The organism is uncultured Flavobacterium sp. (assembly GCF_951805225.1).
GTDB lineage: Bacteria > Bacteroidota > Bacteroidia > Flavobacteriales > Flavobacteriaceae > Flavobacterium.
Genome location: NZ_OX638201.1, coordinates 2,713,890 through 2,735,537 on the forward strand (window position 1 = coordinate 2,713,890; position 21,648 = coordinate 2,735,537).

Genomic DNA, 21,648 nt, shown 5'->3' on the forward strand with positions numbered 1-21,648 from the left:
ATTGAATACTTCTATTTTAAGCCAAAATATTCAGGATTTTATAACTCAAAATAGTGGTGCCCCAATTACAAAATTAGCGCTTCAGAAAAATCCATTTCCTGAAGTAGACTGGATTTTGATTTTAAATCAGATTGAAGCTAAATCTAAAGCAAAAGACAAATTACCAACCTGGTTTTTGACAGAAAACATCATTTATCCAAGTAAAATTTCTGTAGAACAAACCTCATCCGAAAAAACGGCAGCTTACAAAGCTTCTTTGATTTCGGGAGAATGTTTAATTGATCTTACGGGAGGTTTTGGCGTTGATGATTATTACTTTTCAAAAAGATTTAAAAACATTGCGCATTGCGAAATAAACGAAGATTTATCTGCAATTGTAAAACATAATTTTGAACAGCTTAAAGTTGAAAATTGTGTTTGTTATGCCGATGATTCTGCTAATGTTCTGAAAGAATCAAATCAAAAATGGGATTGGATTTATATCGATCCTTCCCGCAGAAATGATGCAAAAGGCAAAGTCTTTATGCTTAAGGATTGTTTGCCGAATGTTCCGGAATCTTTAGATTTTTACTTCGAAAAAACAGACTCTATTTTAATAAAAACAGCTCCTTTACTTGATATTTCTGCTGGTTTATCTGAACTCAAATTCGTAAAAAACATTCATATTATTGCGCTTGAAAATGAAGTAAAAGAATTGCTTTTTGAAATTCACAATAATTATTCGGGCGAAATCACGATTAAAACTGCCAATATTCTAAAACAGAAAACTGAAACTTTTGAGTTTGTTTTAGGTGACGATTCGGTTTTTGCTTTTTATCATTTGCCTCAAAAATACGTTTACGAACCCAATTCTGCTATTATGAAATCTGGTGGTTTTGATGAAGTAAGTGTTATTTTCGATATTAATAAATTGCACAAACATTCTCATTTATATACTTCAGATGAATTAATTGACTTTCCGGGAAGAACTTTCGAAATAGAAAAAGTGATTCCGTACAGTAAAAATGAAATGAAATCTGAACTTGCAAATCAACAGGCAAACCTTACTACGCGAAACTTTCCGGACACGGTAGAAAACATTCGGAAAAAATGGAAAATAAAAAATGGTGGAAATTTGTATTGTTTTTTTACAACAGATAAAAATGATAACAAAATAGTTTTAATTTGCAGAAAAATAACTTAACAATGAAACAACTAATTACACTAACTTTTTTTCTATTAACCCTTACTGCATTTGCCCAAAAACCATGTGAATACAGTGCTAATGTAACCGACTCGATTGGTACTTATAAAATAACTAACGAATACTTAATCAGTGAGAAAAACTTTGGAGGAACATCCAATTATGTTTTCTTCGCATTGGCTCAAACGGATGGTTTACCAACCTTAAACCTGCAATTGATTCAAAAAAGTAAAGACTTTATAAAAGCAAATTGTTTTGACAAAAACTCAAAAGTATTTTTACAATTAGAAAACGGTAAAATCGTTACTTTAATTCACGTTAATCAGGAAAATTGTGGAACTCTTATTCACGATGACAAAGGTTTTGACAATCGTGTAAACACCGGATATTTTATGTTCCTGAAAGATAACTATGATGAACTAAAAAAATCGCCGGTTTCTATTATGAGAATAAAATACTTAACAGATGTTGAAGATTATATTGTCAGACCTGATTTAACATCTGAATTGAATGGTAAAGTTTATCATCCAAATACTTATTTTATTGACAACATTAGATGTGTTGAATAATTAATTACAATCCCATTTTTGATTGGAAACTTTATCATTTAAACCTGTTTTTAGATTATAATGCCACCATTCTGAATCAAACGAATTAAAGCCATTTTGAATCATTACCATTTTCAGATACTTTCTGTTTGCTCGTACTGATGTTGGAAATTTTTTATAATTATGGCTTGCTTCAATTCCAAAGAAATCAAAAGTTGTTCCCATTTCGAGATCTTCTCCCTGGGCATTTACTAAAGTAATATCTACGGCTCCTCCTCTATTATGGATGGAGCCTTTTTTTGGATCTGCCACATACTCCGGATTCGAAACGATTTCCCACATTTTTTTCTGAATAGATAAAGGTCGGTAACAATCGAAAAGTTTTATTTTGCAGCCTTGCTTCATAAATTCTTTATTGGCTGCAATTAAAGCTTTTACGGTTTTATAACGCAACATACATTCGGCACAATCATAAACTTTGGCTTTCAGGAAATTATCTTCTGTCGCATACTTCATATCATAAATAAAGTCCTGACTGTAATCTTTTAAATTCACAAAAGTAGTATCCTCAACCTGATGTTCTGCAGGAGTTGTATATACTTCATGTTGCGCATTTGAGAAAGTCACCCAAAAAAGAAATCCTGCACAAAAAATAGCTTTCATTAATTGTTTCATGAGTCATATAATTTGAGAAATGAAATTACGTAAAAAAAATCAATCTCCTGTTTAATATTTTTAAGTACTAAATTTATCGTTAATCAAAAACAAAACCCACTCATTTTGAGTGGGTTTTGTTTTCTATATTTTTTAAAATGCTTATTTACATTTATACTTTTCGAAAATTGCTTTCAATTGATTCAAAACATCTCCGTTTTTGAAATTTTCTTTTGCGATTGCATCAATTAATTTAGGACAATCTGCAAAAGCTTCTTTAGACATTTTTCTGATTAATGAATCTGTTCCTATCGCAAAACCCATTGAAGCTGTAGTTGCATTACCAAAAACCAATTCTTCACTGTTTTTTTTACCAAAATAATATGCCGTATTTGCAAAAGTAACTATGGTACTTGTTCCGCCTGCATTTGGTCTTCTGCTTCCTTCGGCACTAATACCGCCAATTTTTACATCTTTGTCGTAAATAATATAAAACCATAACTTTTTTCTGGATCTGGAAAATTTTCCGGTCAAAAGATTGGCTGTTGTTGCATATAATCTTTCGGCTATATACTTACTCTCATCAGATGATAGATATTCGATTTTTTTGATATCTGTACTTGCAATTTTTTCTTTTTTTGCTTCTTCATCAGTTTTGAAATTCACTTTAGAATCGTCACTTTCTACCATTTCAGCAAGACCTTTTTTTATTGATCCGTCTTCCATATACAAAACTGCTTTATTGTATTTGGCGTGTCCTACAGTTGCAAATAAAAAGGCTATTGCAACTAAAATTATTTTTTTCATCGTTTATTATATTAACAGTAAATATAGTATAAATCTCTACATATTCTCTTAGAGTAGTTTTTCTGCTTCGGTAATTTTGTTGGGCGCTTTAGTGTATTAGAAACTGTATCTTTTATTGAATCGTAAATTACAGGCTCGGTAGCAGAATTTAAAACATATCCCTTTCATGTTTTTCTATCGGAATCAAATCATAAAAAGTATAATTTTCTAAATCAACAAATAAATCATCAATATGAAGATATTTCTTTGTTTTATGGGTAGACCAATTTTTATCAGCTGGTATAAAATCAACTTCAAACTCATATGCTGCAAAAAAACAAATTGTAACGAAGAAATCTAATCCAGACATATCTATTCTAACAACATAATCATCTATTTTTTGGCTATTTACAATCCTTAATGAAAATTTCTTCCATAAAGTCTGAATCGTTTTTTTTGATTTACATTCAAAATAAAAAAATTGCTCTAATTGTTTACATTTTATAAGATTTTGTAAATATTCAATATACTCTAAGGCATCTTCTACAATATCAAACTGCTTTAAGGTAGTATCATAATTTAAATATTGTTTCACACCATAAACAGACTGATTTAATACTTCCTCTTCTGTATAATAAACATATATCTTCTGATCAAATCCTAAATAAATGCCATTACTAAAATTGAACCTGCTTATATTTTTTGAAAGATCAACTTCATAATCTAAATATTTAAGTTCATCTTTCGACTTTAAAATATTAAATACTTTTACATTAAAACTTTCCAAATTACTATTTATCATTATTCAACAAGTTTATTTACAACCACTTTTCCTTCTCTAATTATTTGAAAACCACCATTTTCTAATATCCTAGTATAATTTCCTTTTCCGGCCTGCATTATAATCCTTTCTCCAACTTTTTCAATCACATTTGTTTCACCAACTAAGATATTTTAAAACTTTATTTATATTAGAATAAGACAATCCGAAACACATAAAAAAAACCTCGCTTCTCAGTAAGGTTTTTATTTTTATTTGTTCTTTGTCCATTCTTTGCATTCATAAGCAAGATGCTAGCGCCAGAATGAGAGTACAGAAAATATCCAAGCAATCAACTCTTCTATTCCTGTTCACTTCGAGAGATTTTTTTTAAAATAATTTTTAATCCAATAATTATAAGAATATTTATTAAAATCGAAAAAATAAAAGATCTATCTGTTTCAATTGGAATCTTATGACCGCTTCCGTGGTACATAAACCACAAAATAACGACTAATCCAAGCAATATATAAAATACTACTAATAAAATGTAAATTGATATTCTCATTACTATCTATTATTTATCATTGATATATCAAAAAAAAAAATCACATTTTATATTTGTAATCATTAAAATTTACTCCTTTACTTTTAAGTTTCTCAATAAGTTTTTGCGTCTTTTTATAGCCCTCAGTTCCTTTTTCATAAGAAAAAAAATTATTTATATAATCTTGTACATAAAGCTCTGTCAATTCATTTGAAGGTTGTCTATTAACAATACTTAATGGCTCTTTTAAATCAACATTTAAACTATCAATATAGTAATTTGTTATCTCGAATTTATTCTTAAATCCTTTTAAAGCACTTGAAAAAGGAGAGCTTTGATTTTGTTCCAATTTTTTATAAGGATTCGCTCCTCCTTTTATTAAGATTTTAACCATTGTCAGATCTAATGCACTAGCTTCATGAAGTGCAGAAGTTGCCATGTGATAGTTCCCTTCTTTGTCTGTAAAATCATTTTCTACAATGTAATTTGGATTAGCCCCTTTCTCTAACAATAATCTAATATATCTTAAATCAATAGTATAAGGTTCTGGTTTATTGTAAAAAGTAGAAGCATCTATTAAAACACTTCGTTTAGTAATAGGATTAATAAAATTTGGATTAGCTCCTAATGCCAATAATTTATTAAAAGATTCAAAATTTTCAATTGTCAATGCTAAACTTAAAACATTAGAACCTGAAATAGGATCAATTACTTCCAGTAGTTTTGCATCGCTTTTAACTAAATTTTCAACTTCATCTAAATCTTCTTTTTCAACAGCTTTAGCTAAATCATAAGCTTTTGTATCTTTAAAAAATACAACATTCCTATCCTCTTGTTTACAACTTACTAATAACATAGAAATTGCAAAAATTACAAGTTTAAAATAAATCTTCATAATTCTTTTGTATTTTTTAATTCATTTAAATTTATATGATAACACGAATTAAAGAGTCATTTTAAAACTTTATTTGTATTAAAATAAGACAATTCTAAACCAACAAAAAAACCTCGCTTCTCAGTGAGGTTTTTGTTTTTATTACGTTTTTATCTGTGCATTTTACAAGTGAAAAGTCAGAGATATTTGCAAAGCATCTACACTTTGCGGAGCCAGGAATTAAAGCTTATAGAACCATTTAGATTTTTTTCTGTCAAACATGTCATAAGGCAATATTACACCATTTTCTTTCATCATTTTAACTTGTTCTTTTGATTGCTGCACTTTTATAAAATGTTTCTCATCAATGTCAAAGTTATTATTTTTTAAAGAATATAAAGGAATCGTGTCTTTTTTAAAATCCCAATTCATATAATCCAAAAAACCATCATTATTGAAATCTCCAAAGCAATCTTTGCCAGAAATATATCCATCTATAAAACAAAAATATTTGATAACATCTCGATCTTTAACTTGCAGTAATATCCAATAATTTCTTTCTAAATTTCTAAAAAATCGTCTATCTCTTGCTGATAATAAAATAAAATCATTTCCATTAAAACTGAAGCTATCAATACTTTTTGTGAAAACAATATAATTTTCATCTGAATACTTTTTTTTACTTATATTCTTTTCTAAAAGCGAATTGATATTTATTTTTGTATCATAAAACTGCAAATATTCCTTATTGTTTATTTGATTTTCATTTGGAATAAAATCATAACAACCATGATAGATCTCGTATTTACCACTTAGTTTTACTGGGTAAATCTTAGATTCTGTAACGCTATCAGCTTCCTCAATTAATGAAATTCGATCATCATAAATTTGACCTTCAACATTAGCTAACATAATATCTTTAAATATTATTTTTCCACATTTTAATTTGTCAAATGCAAATTGCTCATGATTTTTATTTTCTGTAAAATTGCTAAAAAGCAATATTGAAAAAAAGCTTAATAAAAGCGTATTTTTCATTTTCAATTTTCTCATTATTCAATAATTTTTGCTTGTCCCGAGTATTTTGTATTTAACTTGAAAAATCTATGCCAATATTTAGATCCTGCTGGTAAATTTAACTGCATTTCGCCAGAACCTTTTCCTCCACGCCATTGATTAGAACCACCAGTTGGGTCTTTTTCTGGATGCAACTGCGTTTTAAACACTGCTGCCACTTCTCCCATCATTTCACTAGTCATTTTTGAAAAATCTTTTCTAGCTTCCCAAAACGGTTTACCACTCTGATTTTCATAGCCACCTGATAAATACTTACTTTTATCCAATCTCCTTACTTTCCCTGTATCTGGGTCAGTATCCTGCATACCATAAAAATACATTTTTTTCTCATTTCCTGCCACCTTCTGAAAATTATTCATAGAATAAGCATAGTATTCCGGAGCATATCCTTTTCCTTCCGCATAAGCCCAGTTTGCCCTGTCTAATACTTGGGTATGAGTCAAACCGTATTTTTCTGTAAAGTCAGTAGTATTTGAAGATGATTTTACTGAATCCCAGTTTACTTTTTTATTTTTTGTATTATCATCAATAGTTTTTTTATTTGTTATATAAACTTTATCATCTACTTTTCCATCATTACCTAAATGTTTTCCTTCTTCTGTATAATAATCCCCAGGATCTCTACCATCAGGATCTGTAAACTTAACGGGATTATTATAACAATAGTTATACGCAGACCAACCTTGAAACTTTTCAGCAAGAGGGTCAACACTCAACCATAAACTGGTCTTCATGTCTAAATATCTCGCACCGTAATAGGAAGTATTCGTCTCCCTATCCAATTCCTTCCCGTTAAACAAATAAGGACTAGAAAATGAACTCGAATGTTCCTCAAACAAAACCTCTCCATATGCAATATACTCCACGTGTTGTGAGATAGAGCCGTTTCGAGTGGTAATATACGAAGTACTTCCTAAATGATCGGGATGAAAGTAAAAAATATCATTTTCCGGCATGCCAATTCCTGTGAAGCCTTCTCCTGCTTTTACCGTTGTAGGTTCTATTGGTGGTCCAAATTGTACTGGCGGTCCGGGAACATCTCCCGGAGCATTAAAAATTGGCTTACGTGGCCAGCCTTCCGGTGGTTCCTGATTTTCTTCTACTGGTTTTAGTACTCCGCTTGGATAAGGATTACCTGTAAACTCAGGCGTACCATAAATACCTTGTTGTGTTGGCGGACCCGGAGGCAATCCTAAACTTTTTACATATGCATCTAAAGCTTTTTGTTGCTCAGCGGTAAGTTTAGTATAATTTACTCCTCCGGCTGTAATGCCTAATGGCTGAGCAAAAGTTCCGTTACCTAACTTACTTACAATACGTCCTGCACCTTCAAAATAATGCTTGGTAAACTTTCCTTTGCTTATTACAAAATACGGAGAAACATAGCCTGTATAATCATCTGTATGGACTATAGTCGCCGCAGTTTCACCATTAATGGCTACATTTTGAAAATCCCCAGAACTTTTAATCACTCTTTCTCCACTTGCATCATACGTATATTGGTGAATTCTACCGTCGTCATTGATTCCGCTTAAACGGTTTTCTTCATCCCATGTCATTTTTCTGAAACTTTGATATTCCGTATAACTTGTTGGGTTTCCGTTCCCATCGTACGCATATTGTCGCGGTTCCTGTTTTCCGGTTTCGGCAATTTTGTTTGGCGCGTTAGGATGCAATTCATTGTCATAATTATAATCCAAAACATACCCTTTTTGCACATTATTTACTGTATGTACCAAATTTTTATTGGTAATATTATGCATCTTATTATAGCTCATATTCAGCTCATAACTTGCTTTGGTAAACTCGCCCTGATACGTCGCTTTTGCAGATTTTAACCTGTAAAAATCGTCGTATTGATATTCATGACTAGAGTTTCCGCCTAAGGTATTGTTTACGATTGGAGCCGTATTTTTAATTCCTAAAACATTTCCAACCAAATCATAACTATAACTGTTATTCATGACTTGTCTTGCACCGCTTTTTACCTGCAATTGCTGTAATCTGCGCAATACAGCATCATAAGTATAATTGGTTTCAGTTCCGTTACCATACTTTAAATACTTGCGTTGCTCAAATTCGTCATAACTCAATTGTTTGATATAATCATATGTATGGCTTTCTTTCTTCCCTTGCATACTTTGCAGATTTCCTGCACGGTTATAGGTATAATCCACCACTTCGCCATCAGGATAAGTCATTTTCTGGATTCTGTTCCAGGTATCGTATTCGAATTGAGAAATATAAGTCTGTACATCTGTTGGTGTGATACGAAGCGTACGAATTTCTTTTTCGACTTCACCCAGTTTTCCATAGAAAAATTCCTGTCCTCCACTCGCATCCTGTACAAACCAAAGCCTTCCTCTACGTGATGCAGTTCCATCGGCTTTGCCATAATTGTATTGTACATTATTTTGCGGGTTTTTAGGGTATTTTATAGACTCTAGTCTATTAAAATTATATTCATATTGTATTGCTCCGCCATTTGGTACTGTATTTTTGATGTCTTGCGTAATACGCGAAGTCAAATTACCTGCCAAATCATATTGTAACGTTGTTGTTCCTGCATCAGGATGTGTAAACTCAATACGTCGGCCTAACCAGTCATAACTGCTTTTGGTAATATGATCCATAGCATCCGTCACTTTTATGGTTTCGCCCAAAGCATTCGTTTCAAACTTTGTAAGCAAATCATTTTGCTTACTAGCCATATTCAGACCTGTTGCATCTGTGTAAGTTTCACTTGTTTTATTTAAAGCATCGGTTTGAGTAGTTCGCAATGCCGGAACTCCATCATAATCTTCTAATGCAAATGTCGTTGTATTGCTGCTTCCATCCGGAAGAGTCACTTTTACAGCACGCCCAACCTCATCATATTCCGTTTTGGTTGGTGCTACTGTTGATAAAGCTGTGCTAAAATTGTTATCTACAGTTGTTGTCGTAGTTGGATAATAACTGGCGGTTTGTCTTCCTAATCCATCATAAATAGTTTTTCCGGAAACAATTTGGGCTTCCTGATCAGGACTTCCGGCTTGGGTAAATAAACTTGCTGTTTTTTTAACCTGCAAAGCTCTTCCTAAGCCATCTGTGTAGGTAAAAGTCTCAATATCTTTGTCTAATTCCGGATCATAATTTTTGGTTTTGGCATATGGAACTTTTGCTTCCGGAAAATATTCATACGCAATTGTATATGGTTTTCCTGAAGCAATTTCATAAGGTGCTTTTATAGTTGCCAGACGTCCCTTAGCATCCAGTGTGATGATATTACTTTGATCATTGCGATCTGTAGTTTTTAATACAACTCCAAAACTATAATCGTATTCCATTTTACTCTGATACCCAAATGCATCTTTTATTACCGTCATATACTGATGATTGTCTGCATCATAAGTATATTCTAATGTCATTCGCTGTGCTTTGTAATTGGCTGTCCCTGTTATTTTTTGCAGGTTTCCGTACGTATCATATTCAATATCCGTAAGTGCAATTTTATCGGCAGCACTATAATTTTTTATTTGAGTAACTTCTGCTGTTGTTGTATTTATAGAAGTAGCTCTTTTACGACGTAAACCATCAGTTGTGAACACTTCCAATTGTTTCGGAATTCCGCCATAATAAGGCGTTGTGCTTTCGTAATAGCTAATTTTTGCTGTTACTTTATCATCGGCCGTTCCGTTTCCTAAATCTTCATATTGTATGATGTTTCCATTCGCATCATACGTATTAAAAGTATTAGTTTCCAAATAATCGCTTCCGCCTTCATATACTTTTTGATTGACATGAATCAATCCCACAAAAATACGTTTAGCATCACATATTGGTAAATTCAAGTCAGATACCGGAACGCTTGCCTGCGTTGCAACATCAATAAGACTATATTCGTTTTCTGACTCCTGACGCATTTTACCGTTTTTATCTTTTGTATAACTGTGTTTCAAAAGATTTTTACGGAAATAATCCTGATTGTAAAATTCCTGAACAGTTGTCATAAAAACCGAATTATCGGCAGCGTCAATTTGTTCCTGAATTATTTTTCCAAAACCATAAAATTCTCTTTCACGACGATCATGATAGCCGTCTTCATATCTGAATTTTGCAATCGTATGATCGATTCCATCACCTACGTGTCCATCAAAAATATCTACAGATTGTAAAACCCATTTTGCAGAAGGATTTTCATAACTTGGTTTTAATAATTCATAATCGACCACATAACTATTTCCTGCGGCATTGGTAACGCTTTTTAATTTATTGGTTCTTCTAATGTTCGAAAGCTGCGCTGTAAGATGTCCATCATCTTTAGAAATAATATAATCAAGATTTCCGTCGCCATCAATATCCGTAAAAGTCCCCTCAGAACGATTGGTACTCCATCCTTTACTTCCTCCAATAGTTGGTGTAATTCGTAACAACCAGATACTAATATCGATCGATACATTGGCATTAAAACCATAACTAACTCCTTTGTTCTGGTTCATTTCTGCGAATCTCGGATAGTTAATTGGTGTATCAAAAGAGCCTCCTAAATTCAGGGAAACCAACATGCTATTTCCCTCATATCTTATTTTATCAGCTAATCCGTCACCGTTAATATCCATGAAAGATTCGTCACTATCAGACTGAGATCTCGAATAATTGGCACCTCCGGAAATTGAACCTTGCTTAATACTATATCCCAAACCAGCACTCCAATCTGTAGAATTACCACTATTTATACTGTCAAAATTCCATTTTTCGACCGGTAAAAAACCATATCCAGTATTCAAAAATACATCTCCTGATTCTGATATTTTATCCGGCAATCCGTCTCCATTAATATCGCTGTGTATCATTGTCGAACGGTCTTCACCTTTTCCTTTAGAAGCACTTACAGAAATGCTGTTTCCTCCTTTTTCGGCTTCGTCTGAAGCGGTGCCTTTTGCAGAATCTTTTTTGACACTTGCTTTTCCAATTGTGACACTCAGGGAATTTGAAGGTGATCCGTGGCTATAACTTCCTCCAAAATTAGGTCCCTCAGAACTTGTTTTAGAATGACTGAAATTATCTCCAAGATTGACAACCTCATCTGATACAGATCCAACAGGAGCGGTTAATTGTACGTTTTCTCCACGAATATAATCCGGAAATCTATCGCCATTAAAATCACTCATCGTTTGTGTCACATACGAATCTCCATCAATCGATTTACTGTAACCAATGTTTGCCTGACCCGCAGAAACTCCCGCAGAAATACTTTTACTCTTGCTTTCGTTAATCATATCAAGCGCCGAAGTACTTCCTCCAGTTAAAGTTGGCATAGAAAAATCAGTATAATCGGCAATATCATCTTCTCCCAATCTCGAAGTTCCTATTGTTTGTCCTTTTATATAAATTCCTTCTTCCAGACCTTCCCATTTTGATCTTGCGTAAGATGGATTCAGAGAAACAAAATAACTATTGGCAACTTCATACCCTTTTCCGTTATAATTTTCGGGATCTGTATTGTTCAAATCAGGTTCTGTATTGTAAGCATCTGATTGTTTTAGCAACGTTTGATCGATAGTATCCGAAGCCAGATTTCCGTTAATAACAAATCCGCCCCAATTGTGCTGATACAATCCAAGCGTTCTTTCATCTGTATTTAAAAGGCTGTAAATCGCAAAATCATTGGTCATATTATTGGACACAACATCATCTGTAAGATCCACTATATCTTTTAAATCGGTTACCTGAACCTGAATATTTAGCGCATTTAATTTTGGATAATTTCTAAGAATAGCAACAGATTGCGGATTAGAAACCGTTACTTCCAACTGAATTGGAATCCCCGCAACAGCCAATGGATAATCAACAGCATTATCAAAAGCATTGATAACTTCGGTCAAAGTTCCCGTTGTTAATTTATATCGTTTACGTGCTAACAAAACATTATTTTGCTTCGCCGATAAAATAACATCACCGTTATAAGTATTTACCGTTCCGGCAGGAAAAGGCGGAGCCAGAACCAAATCTGCAGGTAAAATATTTAGTTTTACTTTTCCGTTTACAGTCGTAGTTATTCCCGGAATAGCATAATTTCCTTCTCTCTTATTGTATAATAAATGAGAAACTTCCATAGGAACTTCTTCTAATGTTCCTCCTGAAATTACAGGTACAGTTACCGTTGGCGCAAAAGAAATGGTTTGCCAATTGATATTTGTTTCCGTTTCTAATGCTACGGTTATTTGCGTTTCGGCTTCGAATGCCGACAAACTTACAGTTGACAAATCGAAATTTGCTACATCATTTGCCAGGAAAGTTTTCTCGAATAAAACCACTGAAGGATTGGAACCATCCAGATAGTTTTTGGAAATCTTTAATTTGATATAATCTGAAGTAACAGGTTTATTCAATATTCCTTTCAATAAAACATTTCCGGCAACAGGAACTACTTTTCCGGCAGGAGAACTGCTAAAAAAATCTGTACTTGCCTTGTAGGTCGCTAATGAATAAGCATTTACATCTTTTAAAGTTGAAGCAACTGTAAAATCGCTGTTTACTAAATTTCCGTTAATATCTCTGTCATATTGTTTTACCTGCGAATACGTAATAACCGGATCCCAAATCACGGTATCAAAATTTCCGTCTTTTACAGAACTGACTCTGAAATACAATCGTTCTCCTTTTTCTACAGAAATCGCTGTATTTTGTTTGGTTTTCACCGAATAATCAGTTGCGCCAATAGCTTCTTTCCAAACTAATTGGTTTCCTTTTTGAAAATACAAACGAACGCCATCTGCTTTATCGGTTCCTGCATTATTCACATATTCTGCACGTGCTTTAATTCGTTCCGGTGTAGATTCTGCTAAAAGTTGGTATTGATGCGAAACTGAAATAATTCCTTTTGCAGGAGCTTCCCACATACGAACAACATCGTGCAGCGGATTTTGTTTTTCTATTTCTTCTGCCGAAATAGTTGTAAATCCTGGAATCGTCACATTTCCACCTCCAAAAACGGGAGACGGAGTTCCTGTACTGCTATTTCTAAAAGTCGGAATTCCATTTTCCAATCGGTTATAATATACTTGTCCGTTACGAACAAAATCCGTTAGTCCATCACCATTAAAGTCCATAAAATAAACTTTGGTTTTATTGGTCGAACGCTGTTCTTCGTATCCTATGTTTCCGTATTTTAAATTCAAATCTACTCCCCAATTAAACGAAGTTGATTTAGAATATCCAACATCACTAATATTAAGGCTTTGCAGATCGCCAAAGGAATTTTGTCCAGATGCTGATAAGTTTTTTCGATAATAAACACCATCTTTGGTTTTAAACACTTTATCCGGCAATCCGTCTCCGTCAAGATCTTCTAATACCACGGCAACATCAGACGAACCCCAATTATTTCCTCCATGACCACCAACTGTAAAACCTTTCAGACTTCCGCTATTAAGCGCTAATCCAACTCCAATACGGTAACTTACTCCTGCGGTAGAACCTTCAGAACTGCTTACCAAAGAGTGCTTTCCTGAAAATAAAATATCACTAAACGAAGGAATTGAACTGTTTTTAAGATTATCATTTGGAACACTCCACGTTTGTTCCGGTCCAAACGGATTGTATTTTCCGGAAGCATCACGAATATCATCAAAATAATCTAAGGTATTGGTATAAAACAATTTGGACTCAGAATCATATTCTGAAACCGATTTAAGCAATGTTTTCTTAAATGCTCCCAAAGTATAATTCAGCTCATAACTGCGAATCATATCGTTTTTATAACGCACTTCTATTTTTCGCAACAATTGATCGTTCAGTTGTCTGAATCCTAATCTTGCCGAAATTTGTACGTCTGGTCGGTTTGCTTCTCCTAAATCTCCACTTTTTACAAAAGTGACACTGTAGTTTCCTTTATCAGATCCAAAACCGGTGTAATATACTTTTTTGAGATAGAGTTGACCGTATTTTTTATCGTACTCATAAGTAACTGTATTTCCTTTTAAATCGACTTGCAGACAAAGTCCCCAATGTCCAACGTTTCCATTGGCATCCTGCAAAACTCCATTTGACGAAAGTCCGGAATCCGTTCCTCCGTAATAACTCGTAACTCCGCTTTTATCTTTTACAACCCAATAATAATTTTTAGGAGAAGATCCTTTACGGATAATCTGCTGAAAAGCACCTTCGCGTCTTGGGTAAAATTGCTTGTCTGTAGTTCGTCCAATCCAGTCTACTCTATGCGAATTAGGAATTAATTGTTCTCCACCAATCAAATACGTTTCGGTTTCTTTTGAAGCATCATATCGTGGCGCTCCCCAACGGGTTTCGATACTTACTGTTGGTGCCGAAATATCCCAGCCCATTCCTGCCCAACTATGACCGCCGTCACTATCATATTGCAAATTCAGCGATGGCTGCATTCCTCCTCTTCCGCTTGGTATTGCAACAGAAAAACCTGTACTTGCTGTTCCTCTTCCGTTTGGAGAAGGCGGAGCAAATGACTGAATTCCTACTAACGGACTTGCCGCTTTTAGATCTTTAATACTCGTTGGTGTATAACTTGAAGTTTCCGGAGATTCCGGCATTTTGATAATTCCGGCGATAAAATCCGTAAAATGAGTCGTTTTAGCCTTGATAATTCCTTGTTTAATATCTAAGGAATCTTTGGTTACTTCCTGCCACAATCTCTTATTTTCATCAAAATAAAATACATTAATATCTTTTTCTGTATAACCTTCGGGAATTGCTTTTTTATCAAATGGAAGTGATAATGTTACTGCTTTTTCAAAAATAGTTCCGTGTGGCAATAATCTAAAACCGGCATTTGTTCCCGTAACGTTTACCATTGCAGCATTCAGTGGCGCAACGTCAATTTTTCGTAATCCGCTTACAGAAACTGATATATTATTTTTTAAAGCTCCAACCGGAAAAACAGCCAGAAAATCTTTGTATGCTAATTTATTTTCTGTCTGAAAATCGACAATTTTTGAAATACGTTCTTTTGCATTTTCAATTGGTCTGAAACGTTCGACTTTTAGAAATTGATTGGTTTCTAATCGCTCATTTACAATAATTCCTGTTGAAGTTTCTTTGGTAACCAAAATAGATTTACCAGAAGTTTCAGTATCAAATACCAATTCAAATTCAGGCTGATTTACATCAATTGCAATTCCGCCAATACTCATTTTTCTAATCTCAGAAGGAAAATTTGTTCCTTTGATGTATAGTTTATTTTCTGATTTTAGTAACGTATAATGAAAGGAAGGTTTTACCGATTTGTAGACAATTCGAACATTTTTAACTTTATATCCATTCAAAATTCCTTCGGGAGCGGTAAACAATAAAACGTTATCACCTTCTCGCAATGACTTTTCTGAAAGTAATTCGGATTGTTTAGTCCAGTTTTTATTTTGTGATAAAAATTGCCCTCCAATACTTGGCTGATTGTTTAAACTTCTTGAAATCGAAGCCGCCTGATCATAACCGTACAATTCATATTCCAGATAAGCATGTTCTTCATTTGATGGCAAAACATCCACTTTAAGATGAAAAACGTTATCATAAGCATCGTCAATATCTTCTTCGTCTTTTGTACCAATAATTCCCTCAGCAATATCTGCAGAAAATGATTTTATGTTTTTGTTTTCGCTGTTAAAGATTCCAATAGAATCTGTCTTTGAAATAACGGTTTCCTTTTCTAAAATAGTTTCAGTAAATAAAGAAGCTATTTTGTAAGGTCCAAAATTGGCTGCAAACAAAAAAGAACCTATTAAAAATACCAGTATTATTATTTTATTTTTCATAAAGTATGATAATCGATTATGGGGCAACCGATTTATTTTTAATTATTTCAATATTCTAATCCTTAAACCTTTGAGTGCAATTAATTCTAACACATAGAAACATAGCGTTTGACTCTGAAAAAAGGCGTTTCACTTATTTCAAATACACATAACTATCTATGTGATAGAAATGTATTTCTTTTTATATTCTTTTTTACACCAAAAAATCTATGTTTCTATGTGTTAAATAAAATTTTCAGTGCTTAATCCTTATTAATCTATTTTGAAAAACAGCTTTAGATTACTTCACAATAACTTTAAAAGTTTTAGTACCAAAATCAGAATTCACAGTAACTAAATACATTCCTGCAGCGCTTTTAATACTCTCATCGTACAAATAAGTTTCTATTTGCGGCAACTGTTTTTGTTTTACCAGCGAACCGGTTGGACTATAAATAGAAATTGTTGTGTTTGTCTTTTTAGGAAACTGCATTGCGATCGAAAATTGCCCGTCTATTGTAGGATTTGGATATAAAATCAACACACTCGAATCTGTAATTTCTTTTCCGTCTGTTGCTACTACAATCTTTGTAGATGTTTTACATTCCTGACCATTTAGTAATCTCAATTCATAATTACCTGGCTGATCAATTAGTATTTTTGGGTTATTATCGATAAAATCACCTTCATAAAACCATTGATATTGATAATTGCCATTTGGTAAACCTTCGCTTGCATCAAAGGTTAAAGCATTGCCATCTGTCAACAAATAATTTGGTTTAAGATTAGGGAATGTTCCTTGTTTATCAGCAACAAAAACGGTTTCTGAATATAAATTTCCTTTTCCGTCTCGTACGATATAATCATAAGTTCCTGACGAAAGCTGTAATCCTGAAGTACTTTTTGCCGCTTGATTCCATTGTTTGACTACGGCTTCACTTCCTTCTTTTTTAACGGTAACGGTAAATGGCGCCTGACCTCCTTCTATGGTATAATTTAATTCTCCAGATCCGGCAACTCCGCAATTAGCTTCAGTAATCCAGACTCTGCTGAACATTTCCGGCGCAACTTTTAGTGTAAATTTTGCTTTACCGTTTTTTTGTTTGTCCCAATTAAAATCGTTCAGTGTTAGTTTTTCTTTACTAGAAGTACTCGCCAAACGAACGTATTCAGAATCTTTTTCGTCATAAGTTCCTTTGCCGGAATAATCAACCAACAACCAGTAATAGGTATCTTTTGGTAATGTCCCTTTTATAAAATTCGGATTAAAACTCCAATCCAAACTTAAATCAGCGGGATTAGAAAAATCCAATTGCCATTCTCTTGAAATCCCAATTGGTTCTCCTTGTTCTTGTTTTTTAACCAAAAGGTTTTTACCATTATCACTCCAAAAAGCAAAATAATTATCCGGAATTTTATCTGATTTACTTTTAAGCTCAATTGTCAAAAGTCCTTCATCAATCATATTATTACTTTTGGTTTGTAATAATCCGCTGGCATCATCACGCCCAATTCCTGTAATGGAAGATTCAAATCCTTTGTGTTTTTCGATATCCCAAATCGTTTCACCTTTACTATTCAGGTAATTTTTGATATCAAACTGTGAAAGCGAAATACCATATTTAATGGCTAAATAACTGGCTACTTTTTGAGTTTCAAGCCCGGACAAAACTCTGTTATAAACCAGAATTTCACTTATATTTCCTTTAAATTCTTCTGGCGGAAGTTTTTCAAATTTTGACTTTTGTCCAATAGTTAAAGACGATAACTTTGCAACACTATCTGTTACGTTTTGCTGAAAAAAATGTATGTTCGCTTTATGCGGTTTAATTTTTTCCTGATAGGTTTGATAAGAGAATTTCTTTAAATCGACTAATCGTTTATTGGTCGCAACCGAAAGTGTTTTTTTAGGATCGTTTATGGTCCATAAAAATTGTTCTTTCAAACTATCTTTTACTTTGTAAACCATAAACAAAGTCTGTTTTCTTTTACTATCTGTTCCCAAAGGCAAGATCAAAGAATCCTGCGTTGTATCAAAAACAATACTTGGATTAAAATTAAAAACAGCTCCGGTGTGTTTTCTTCCTGATATTTTAGCTTCTTTTTTTGTCAAACTTTCCCAATAATAAGCGTCTCCGCTATTTCGGGATTTTATCCAATATTGTGGTTCTTCTACTAATCCGGGTAAAACTTTCTTTTGAGAAAAAACAGCATTACCTCCCAATAAAATTCCAAAAAAAGCGATTAAAAAAATCTTTTTATACATAATTCCTATGTTTTTAAAGCATGGCAAACGATTAGAAATTGGCTAAATCATCAAAGTCAAATGAGTAACCAATAATCAATGAAATACTATTGATTTTATTATTGTTTTCGCTATAGCGATGACCATTTTCTTCGGTGGCCAAAGCATCTGTAAGTCCCAAAGTATATCGCGCTCCAATAGAAAGATTCGAACTAAACTCATATCCGGCAGATAACATTCCGTAGAAATAATTTTTACCGGTCAAAGATTCTTTTAGCACTTTCTGAACATTGGCATCCGGCTCAAAATAAGCCCCTGAACCGCCAAAAACTTCCTGAGCATTTGAGGTATATTTTATATTATCACTCGCAATATTGAATCCCAAATAAGGACCTGCGCCAATATAAAATCCTTCGACAGGATAATATTTAAATTGTGCTCCAACATTGATATAACTGTAACCAAAAGTCATTTTATATTTGAGTCCTTTCGTATCTTCATAATTCAAATCTGTACTTTGTCCGGAATATGAAAGTTCGGTTTGAATACTAACTTTTGCATAAGGATATTTCCAATTGATCATAAGACCTGCTGTGCCGCCAAACTTTCCATCTTCGGTAAAAGTATAACCCTCGTAAATTCCTTTTGGAACAATTACATCCGGAAGATTAGACATTTTAGAATAGATTCCGCCTGCAAAAAGACCGTAAGTAATCTCTCTGTCACCTTGTGCAAATAGCGATTTTGTACTTACTAATAATAGAAGTATAATAAATTTTTTCATGTTTTTTATTGAAATTACCATTGATGAAAACTGTAGCCTAACGAGAAGCAAATCACACTGCTTTTGTTCTGATTTTCGATAAACTGAAAGGAAGAGGAATTACTTTTAACAACATCTTTTACGCCCAAATAGTAGCGTAAATCAAAATGAATACTTTGATGTAATTCATATCCTAATGCAAAACACAACGAAAAATCATCTGTCCCGTCCAAACCATCTTTATAGAATTGTCTGGTAGCAACATCATACATTCCGTCTGCTTCATTAGATTTATAAGTAACATTATTTGCTGATAAACTGATTCCGTAGAATGCACCAAATCCTAAATTCAAACCTTCATAAGGATATACTTTATACAAAGCCCCGATTTGCAAATACGAATAATGCAATCCTAACTCAAATTCTTTCCCTGTAGCATCATGATAATTAACAGTTTCGCCAGCTTGTCTGTATAAAATCTCGGGCTGAATCGCAACTCGTGTATCATGAAGTTTGCAATTCATAAAAAATCCGCCTTCTAATCCGTACGCACCTTTGCTTTCCATGACACTATTATCAAAAGTATTATCGCGCCCTTTTATACTTTCCGGCAAATTACTGATTTTAGAAAACAGCCCGCCAAACTTTAAACCATAGGTAATATTAGTCTCATTTTGCCCATAAAGAGCACCACTAAAAAAGCAACTAAATATTAATAAGTGTAATATTACTTTCATTCACAAAAATTTTTGCGAATATATGTATTAATATTTGATAAATATTGCTTTGAAAATCGACCAAATACACAATAAGCCGACGAATTACATATAATTCAACGTTTAAAAAGAAAAATAGCATAATTGATAAAATACTGATTCAGATACCATCAAGCTGATTTATTTTTTAGAATTGTTTAATGTTTATTAAAAATTAACCTGTTGAGTACCATTAATTTTAACACATAGTTCCGAAGCTTCGAGAAATATCATCAAGTAAAGGGAAAATCTATAAAATTACTTAACAGTTTAATCAAGAAGGTAATTAGAAAAATCCGTTTTTATCAGCGTTTTCGCTTTAGCGAATCAGTAAAATCAGTGTCTAATTTTGACGCGGATAAAACAGATTTACTTCGTAAAAACGCGGATAAAAACGGATTTGATTTGCAATAATTTTATTTTCAAAAACTTTACTTTCTATTTTATATCTCGCCTGTCATCATAATGTTTTCATGTACGCCTTTATTTTTTAGCATTCTGAAATGCGAACGTACAGCATGATAAAATGGATAAGAAGTATACGGAAGATCATATTCCTGCGCATAACGCCTGATAATTGGCGTGATATAAGGATAATAAGTATGTCCAACTCCGGGAAAAAGATGATGTGCAACATGATGCGTAAAACCACCATATAAAAAATTAGCCAATTTACTTTCTGTACTAAAATCTTTAGTAACAATCATTTGATGCATTGCCCATGTTGCCGAAAGATTTCCGTTATCGTCCGTTACCGGAAAATGCGCATCTTCATCAACATGAGTCGATACGAGCGCGACAACTCCAAGTGTGCTTCCGGATAAATGCATCGCAAACCAACCTCCTAAAACTATATACCACGGTTGATGAAGCAAAATCATTGGAATAAAAAGCAAATAAAAAAGATTAATCACTTTTGCTGCAATCATTTTATAGATTTCACTTCTGGGAATCTTGTCTACAACTTTTTTTACGTAGTTGTCTTTCTTCCCAAAAAAGTCTTTAAAATCACGGATATAAATCCAATTTAAACTGTAAAACGGATAAATCATCCACATATAAATATGCTGGTATTTATGATAATCAAACAACGGACTATTGGGGAAAATTCTAATAATATCGCTTTGTTTGATGTCTATATCCCAATCCGGAACGTTTGGATAAGCATGATGAAGATTAATATGCCGACGTGTCCAAAGCCAGTGGTTGCCACCAAAGAGTTCGAGAACATACATAAACCATTCGTTATGTTTTGATATCCTGAACAATGCTCCATGCGCCGCATCGTGAAAGGCATTTATAAAAAGTACGATCATTGTGATACCGCACAAAATATAAAAGAGAAATAATAAAGGCGTATGGTCTCCAAACAACAAAATACAGGAATAAAATAAAAAGAAAAAAAATACAAGTGCCAGAGACTTAATAATATTGAATTGGTACAAGGATGAATTTTGTAAAATAGTTTCGTTCACTTCTGTGCGCATCTTTTTAAAAAAATCATCAGTACCGGCTTTTAAATAAACCGGGCGTTTTAATTTTTCCATAACAGGTATTGCTAGAAATTGTACTATCAAAATTAATAAAAATAGTTAAACCACACAATAACAAACCATTACACTTAAATAAAGAAAAAAATTATGACAACAAAAAAGCCAAATCTTAGCGATGAGATTTGGCTTTTGACATTGTTTAAAAGAAATAATAATTTTA

13 protein-coding genes are annotated in these 21,648 nt (G+C 33.1%); 2 read left to right on the forward strand and 11 right to left on the reverse strand.

The genetic code is table 11. From position 1 onward, the window contains the following. The first annotated feature begins 1 nt into the window (after position 1). Both WN975_RS10760 and WN975_RS10765 read left to right on the forward strand, forming a co-directional pair. Positions 2-1,183, forward strand: a complete 1,182-nt coding sequence (locus WN975_RS10760) for a class I SAM-dependent methyltransferase (protein WP_337966527.1) — start codon at positions 2-4, stop codon at positions 1,181-1,183. Positions 1,184-1,185: 2 nt separating this feature from the next. Continuing rightward, a complete protein-coding gene (locus WN975_RS10765; RefSeq protein ID WP_337966528.1) occupies positions 1,186-1,752 on the forward strand; it encodes a hypothetical protein in 567 nt (188 codons plus the stop codon). Here WN975_RS10765 and WN975_RS10770 read toward each other — a convergent pair whose 3' ends face one another. The 11 genes from WN975_RS10770 to WN975_RS10820 all read right to left on the reverse strand — a co-directional run bounded on the left by WN975_RS10770 (position 1,753) and on the right by WN975_RS10820 (position 21,482). Next, positions 1,753-2,406 (reverse strand): M15 family metallopeptidase, encoded by a 654-nt coding sequence (locus WN975_RS10770; protein WP_337966529.1) that lies wholly within the window; start codon positions 2,404-2,406, stop codon positions 1,753-1,755. 141 nt (positions 2,407-2,547) lie between these two features. After that, the gene (locus WN975_RS10775; RefSeq protein ID WP_337966530.1) at positions 2,548-3,192 is read right to left on the reverse strand and encodes a hypothetical protein; all 645 of its coding nucleotides are present in this window, start codon (positions 3,190-3,192) and stop codon (positions 2,548-2,550) included. A 148-nt stretch (positions 3,193-3,340) separates the two neighbouring features. After that, the gene (locus WN975_RS10780; RefSeq protein ID WP_337966531.1) at positions 3,341-3,973 is read right to left on the reverse strand and encodes a hypothetical protein; all 633 of its coding nucleotides are present in this window, start codon (positions 3,971-3,973) and stop codon (positions 3,341-3,343) included. Further along, on the reverse strand, positions 3,973-4,101 hold the full coding sequence (locus WN975_RS10785; protein WP_337966532.1) for a hypothetical protein: 129 nt from the start codon (positions 4,099-4,101) through the stop codon (positions 3,973-3,975). The genes WN975_RS10780 and WN975_RS10785 overlap by 1 nt, the downstream gene beginning before the upstream one ends. Before the next feature lie 438 nt (positions 4,102-4,539). Continuing rightward, positions 4,540-5,373 carry a hypothetical protein gene (locus WN975_RS10790; protein WP_337966533.1) on the reverse strand — a complete coding sequence of 278 codons (834 nt, stop codon included), beginning with the start codon at positions 5,371-5,373 and terminating at the stop codon, positions 4,540-4,542. 219 nt (positions 5,374-5,592) lie between these two features. Then, positions 5,593-6,405 (reverse strand): hypothetical protein, encoded by an 813-nt coding sequence (locus tag WN975_RS10795; protein ID WP_337966534.1) that lies wholly within the window; start codon positions 6,403-6,405, stop codon positions 5,593-5,595. Then, positions 6,405-16,193 (reverse strand): SpvB/TcaC N-terminal domain-containing protein, encoded by a 9,789-nt coding sequence (locus tag WN975_RS10800; protein WP_337966535.1) that lies wholly within the window; start codon positions 16,191-16,193, stop codon positions 6,405-6,407. The genes WN975_RS10795 and WN975_RS10800 overlap by 1 nt, the downstream gene beginning before the upstream one ends. Before the next feature lie 280 nt (positions 16,194-16,473). Then, positions 16,474-18,438: a T9SS type A sorting domain-containing protein gene (locus WN975_RS10805; RefSeq protein WP_337966536.1), complete on the reverse strand. Its 1,965-nt coding sequence runs from the start codon at positions 18,436-18,438 to the stop codon at positions 16,474-16,476. 31 nt (positions 18,439-18,469) lie between these two features. Beyond that, the gene (locus tag WN975_RS10810; protein ID WP_337966537.1) at positions 18,470-19,201 is read right to left on the reverse strand and encodes an outer membrane beta-barrel protein; all 732 of its coding nucleotides are present in this window, start codon (positions 19,199-19,201) and stop codon (positions 18,470-18,472) included. A gap of 14 nt (positions 19,202-19,215) precedes the next feature. After that, positions 19,216-19,917: an outer membrane beta-barrel protein gene (locus WN975_RS10815; RefSeq protein ID WP_337966538.1), complete on the reverse strand. Its 702-nt coding sequence runs from the start codon at positions 19,915-19,917 to the stop codon at positions 19,216-19,218. 461 nt (positions 19,918-20,378) lie between these two features. Continuing rightward, the gene (locus tag WN975_RS10820; RefSeq protein ID WP_337966539.1) at positions 20,379-21,482 is read right to left on the reverse strand and encodes a fatty acid desaturase; all 1,104 of its coding nucleotides are present in this window, start codon (positions 21,480-21,482) and stop codon (positions 20,379-20,381) included. Positions 21,483-21,648 lie beyond the last annotated feature (166 nt).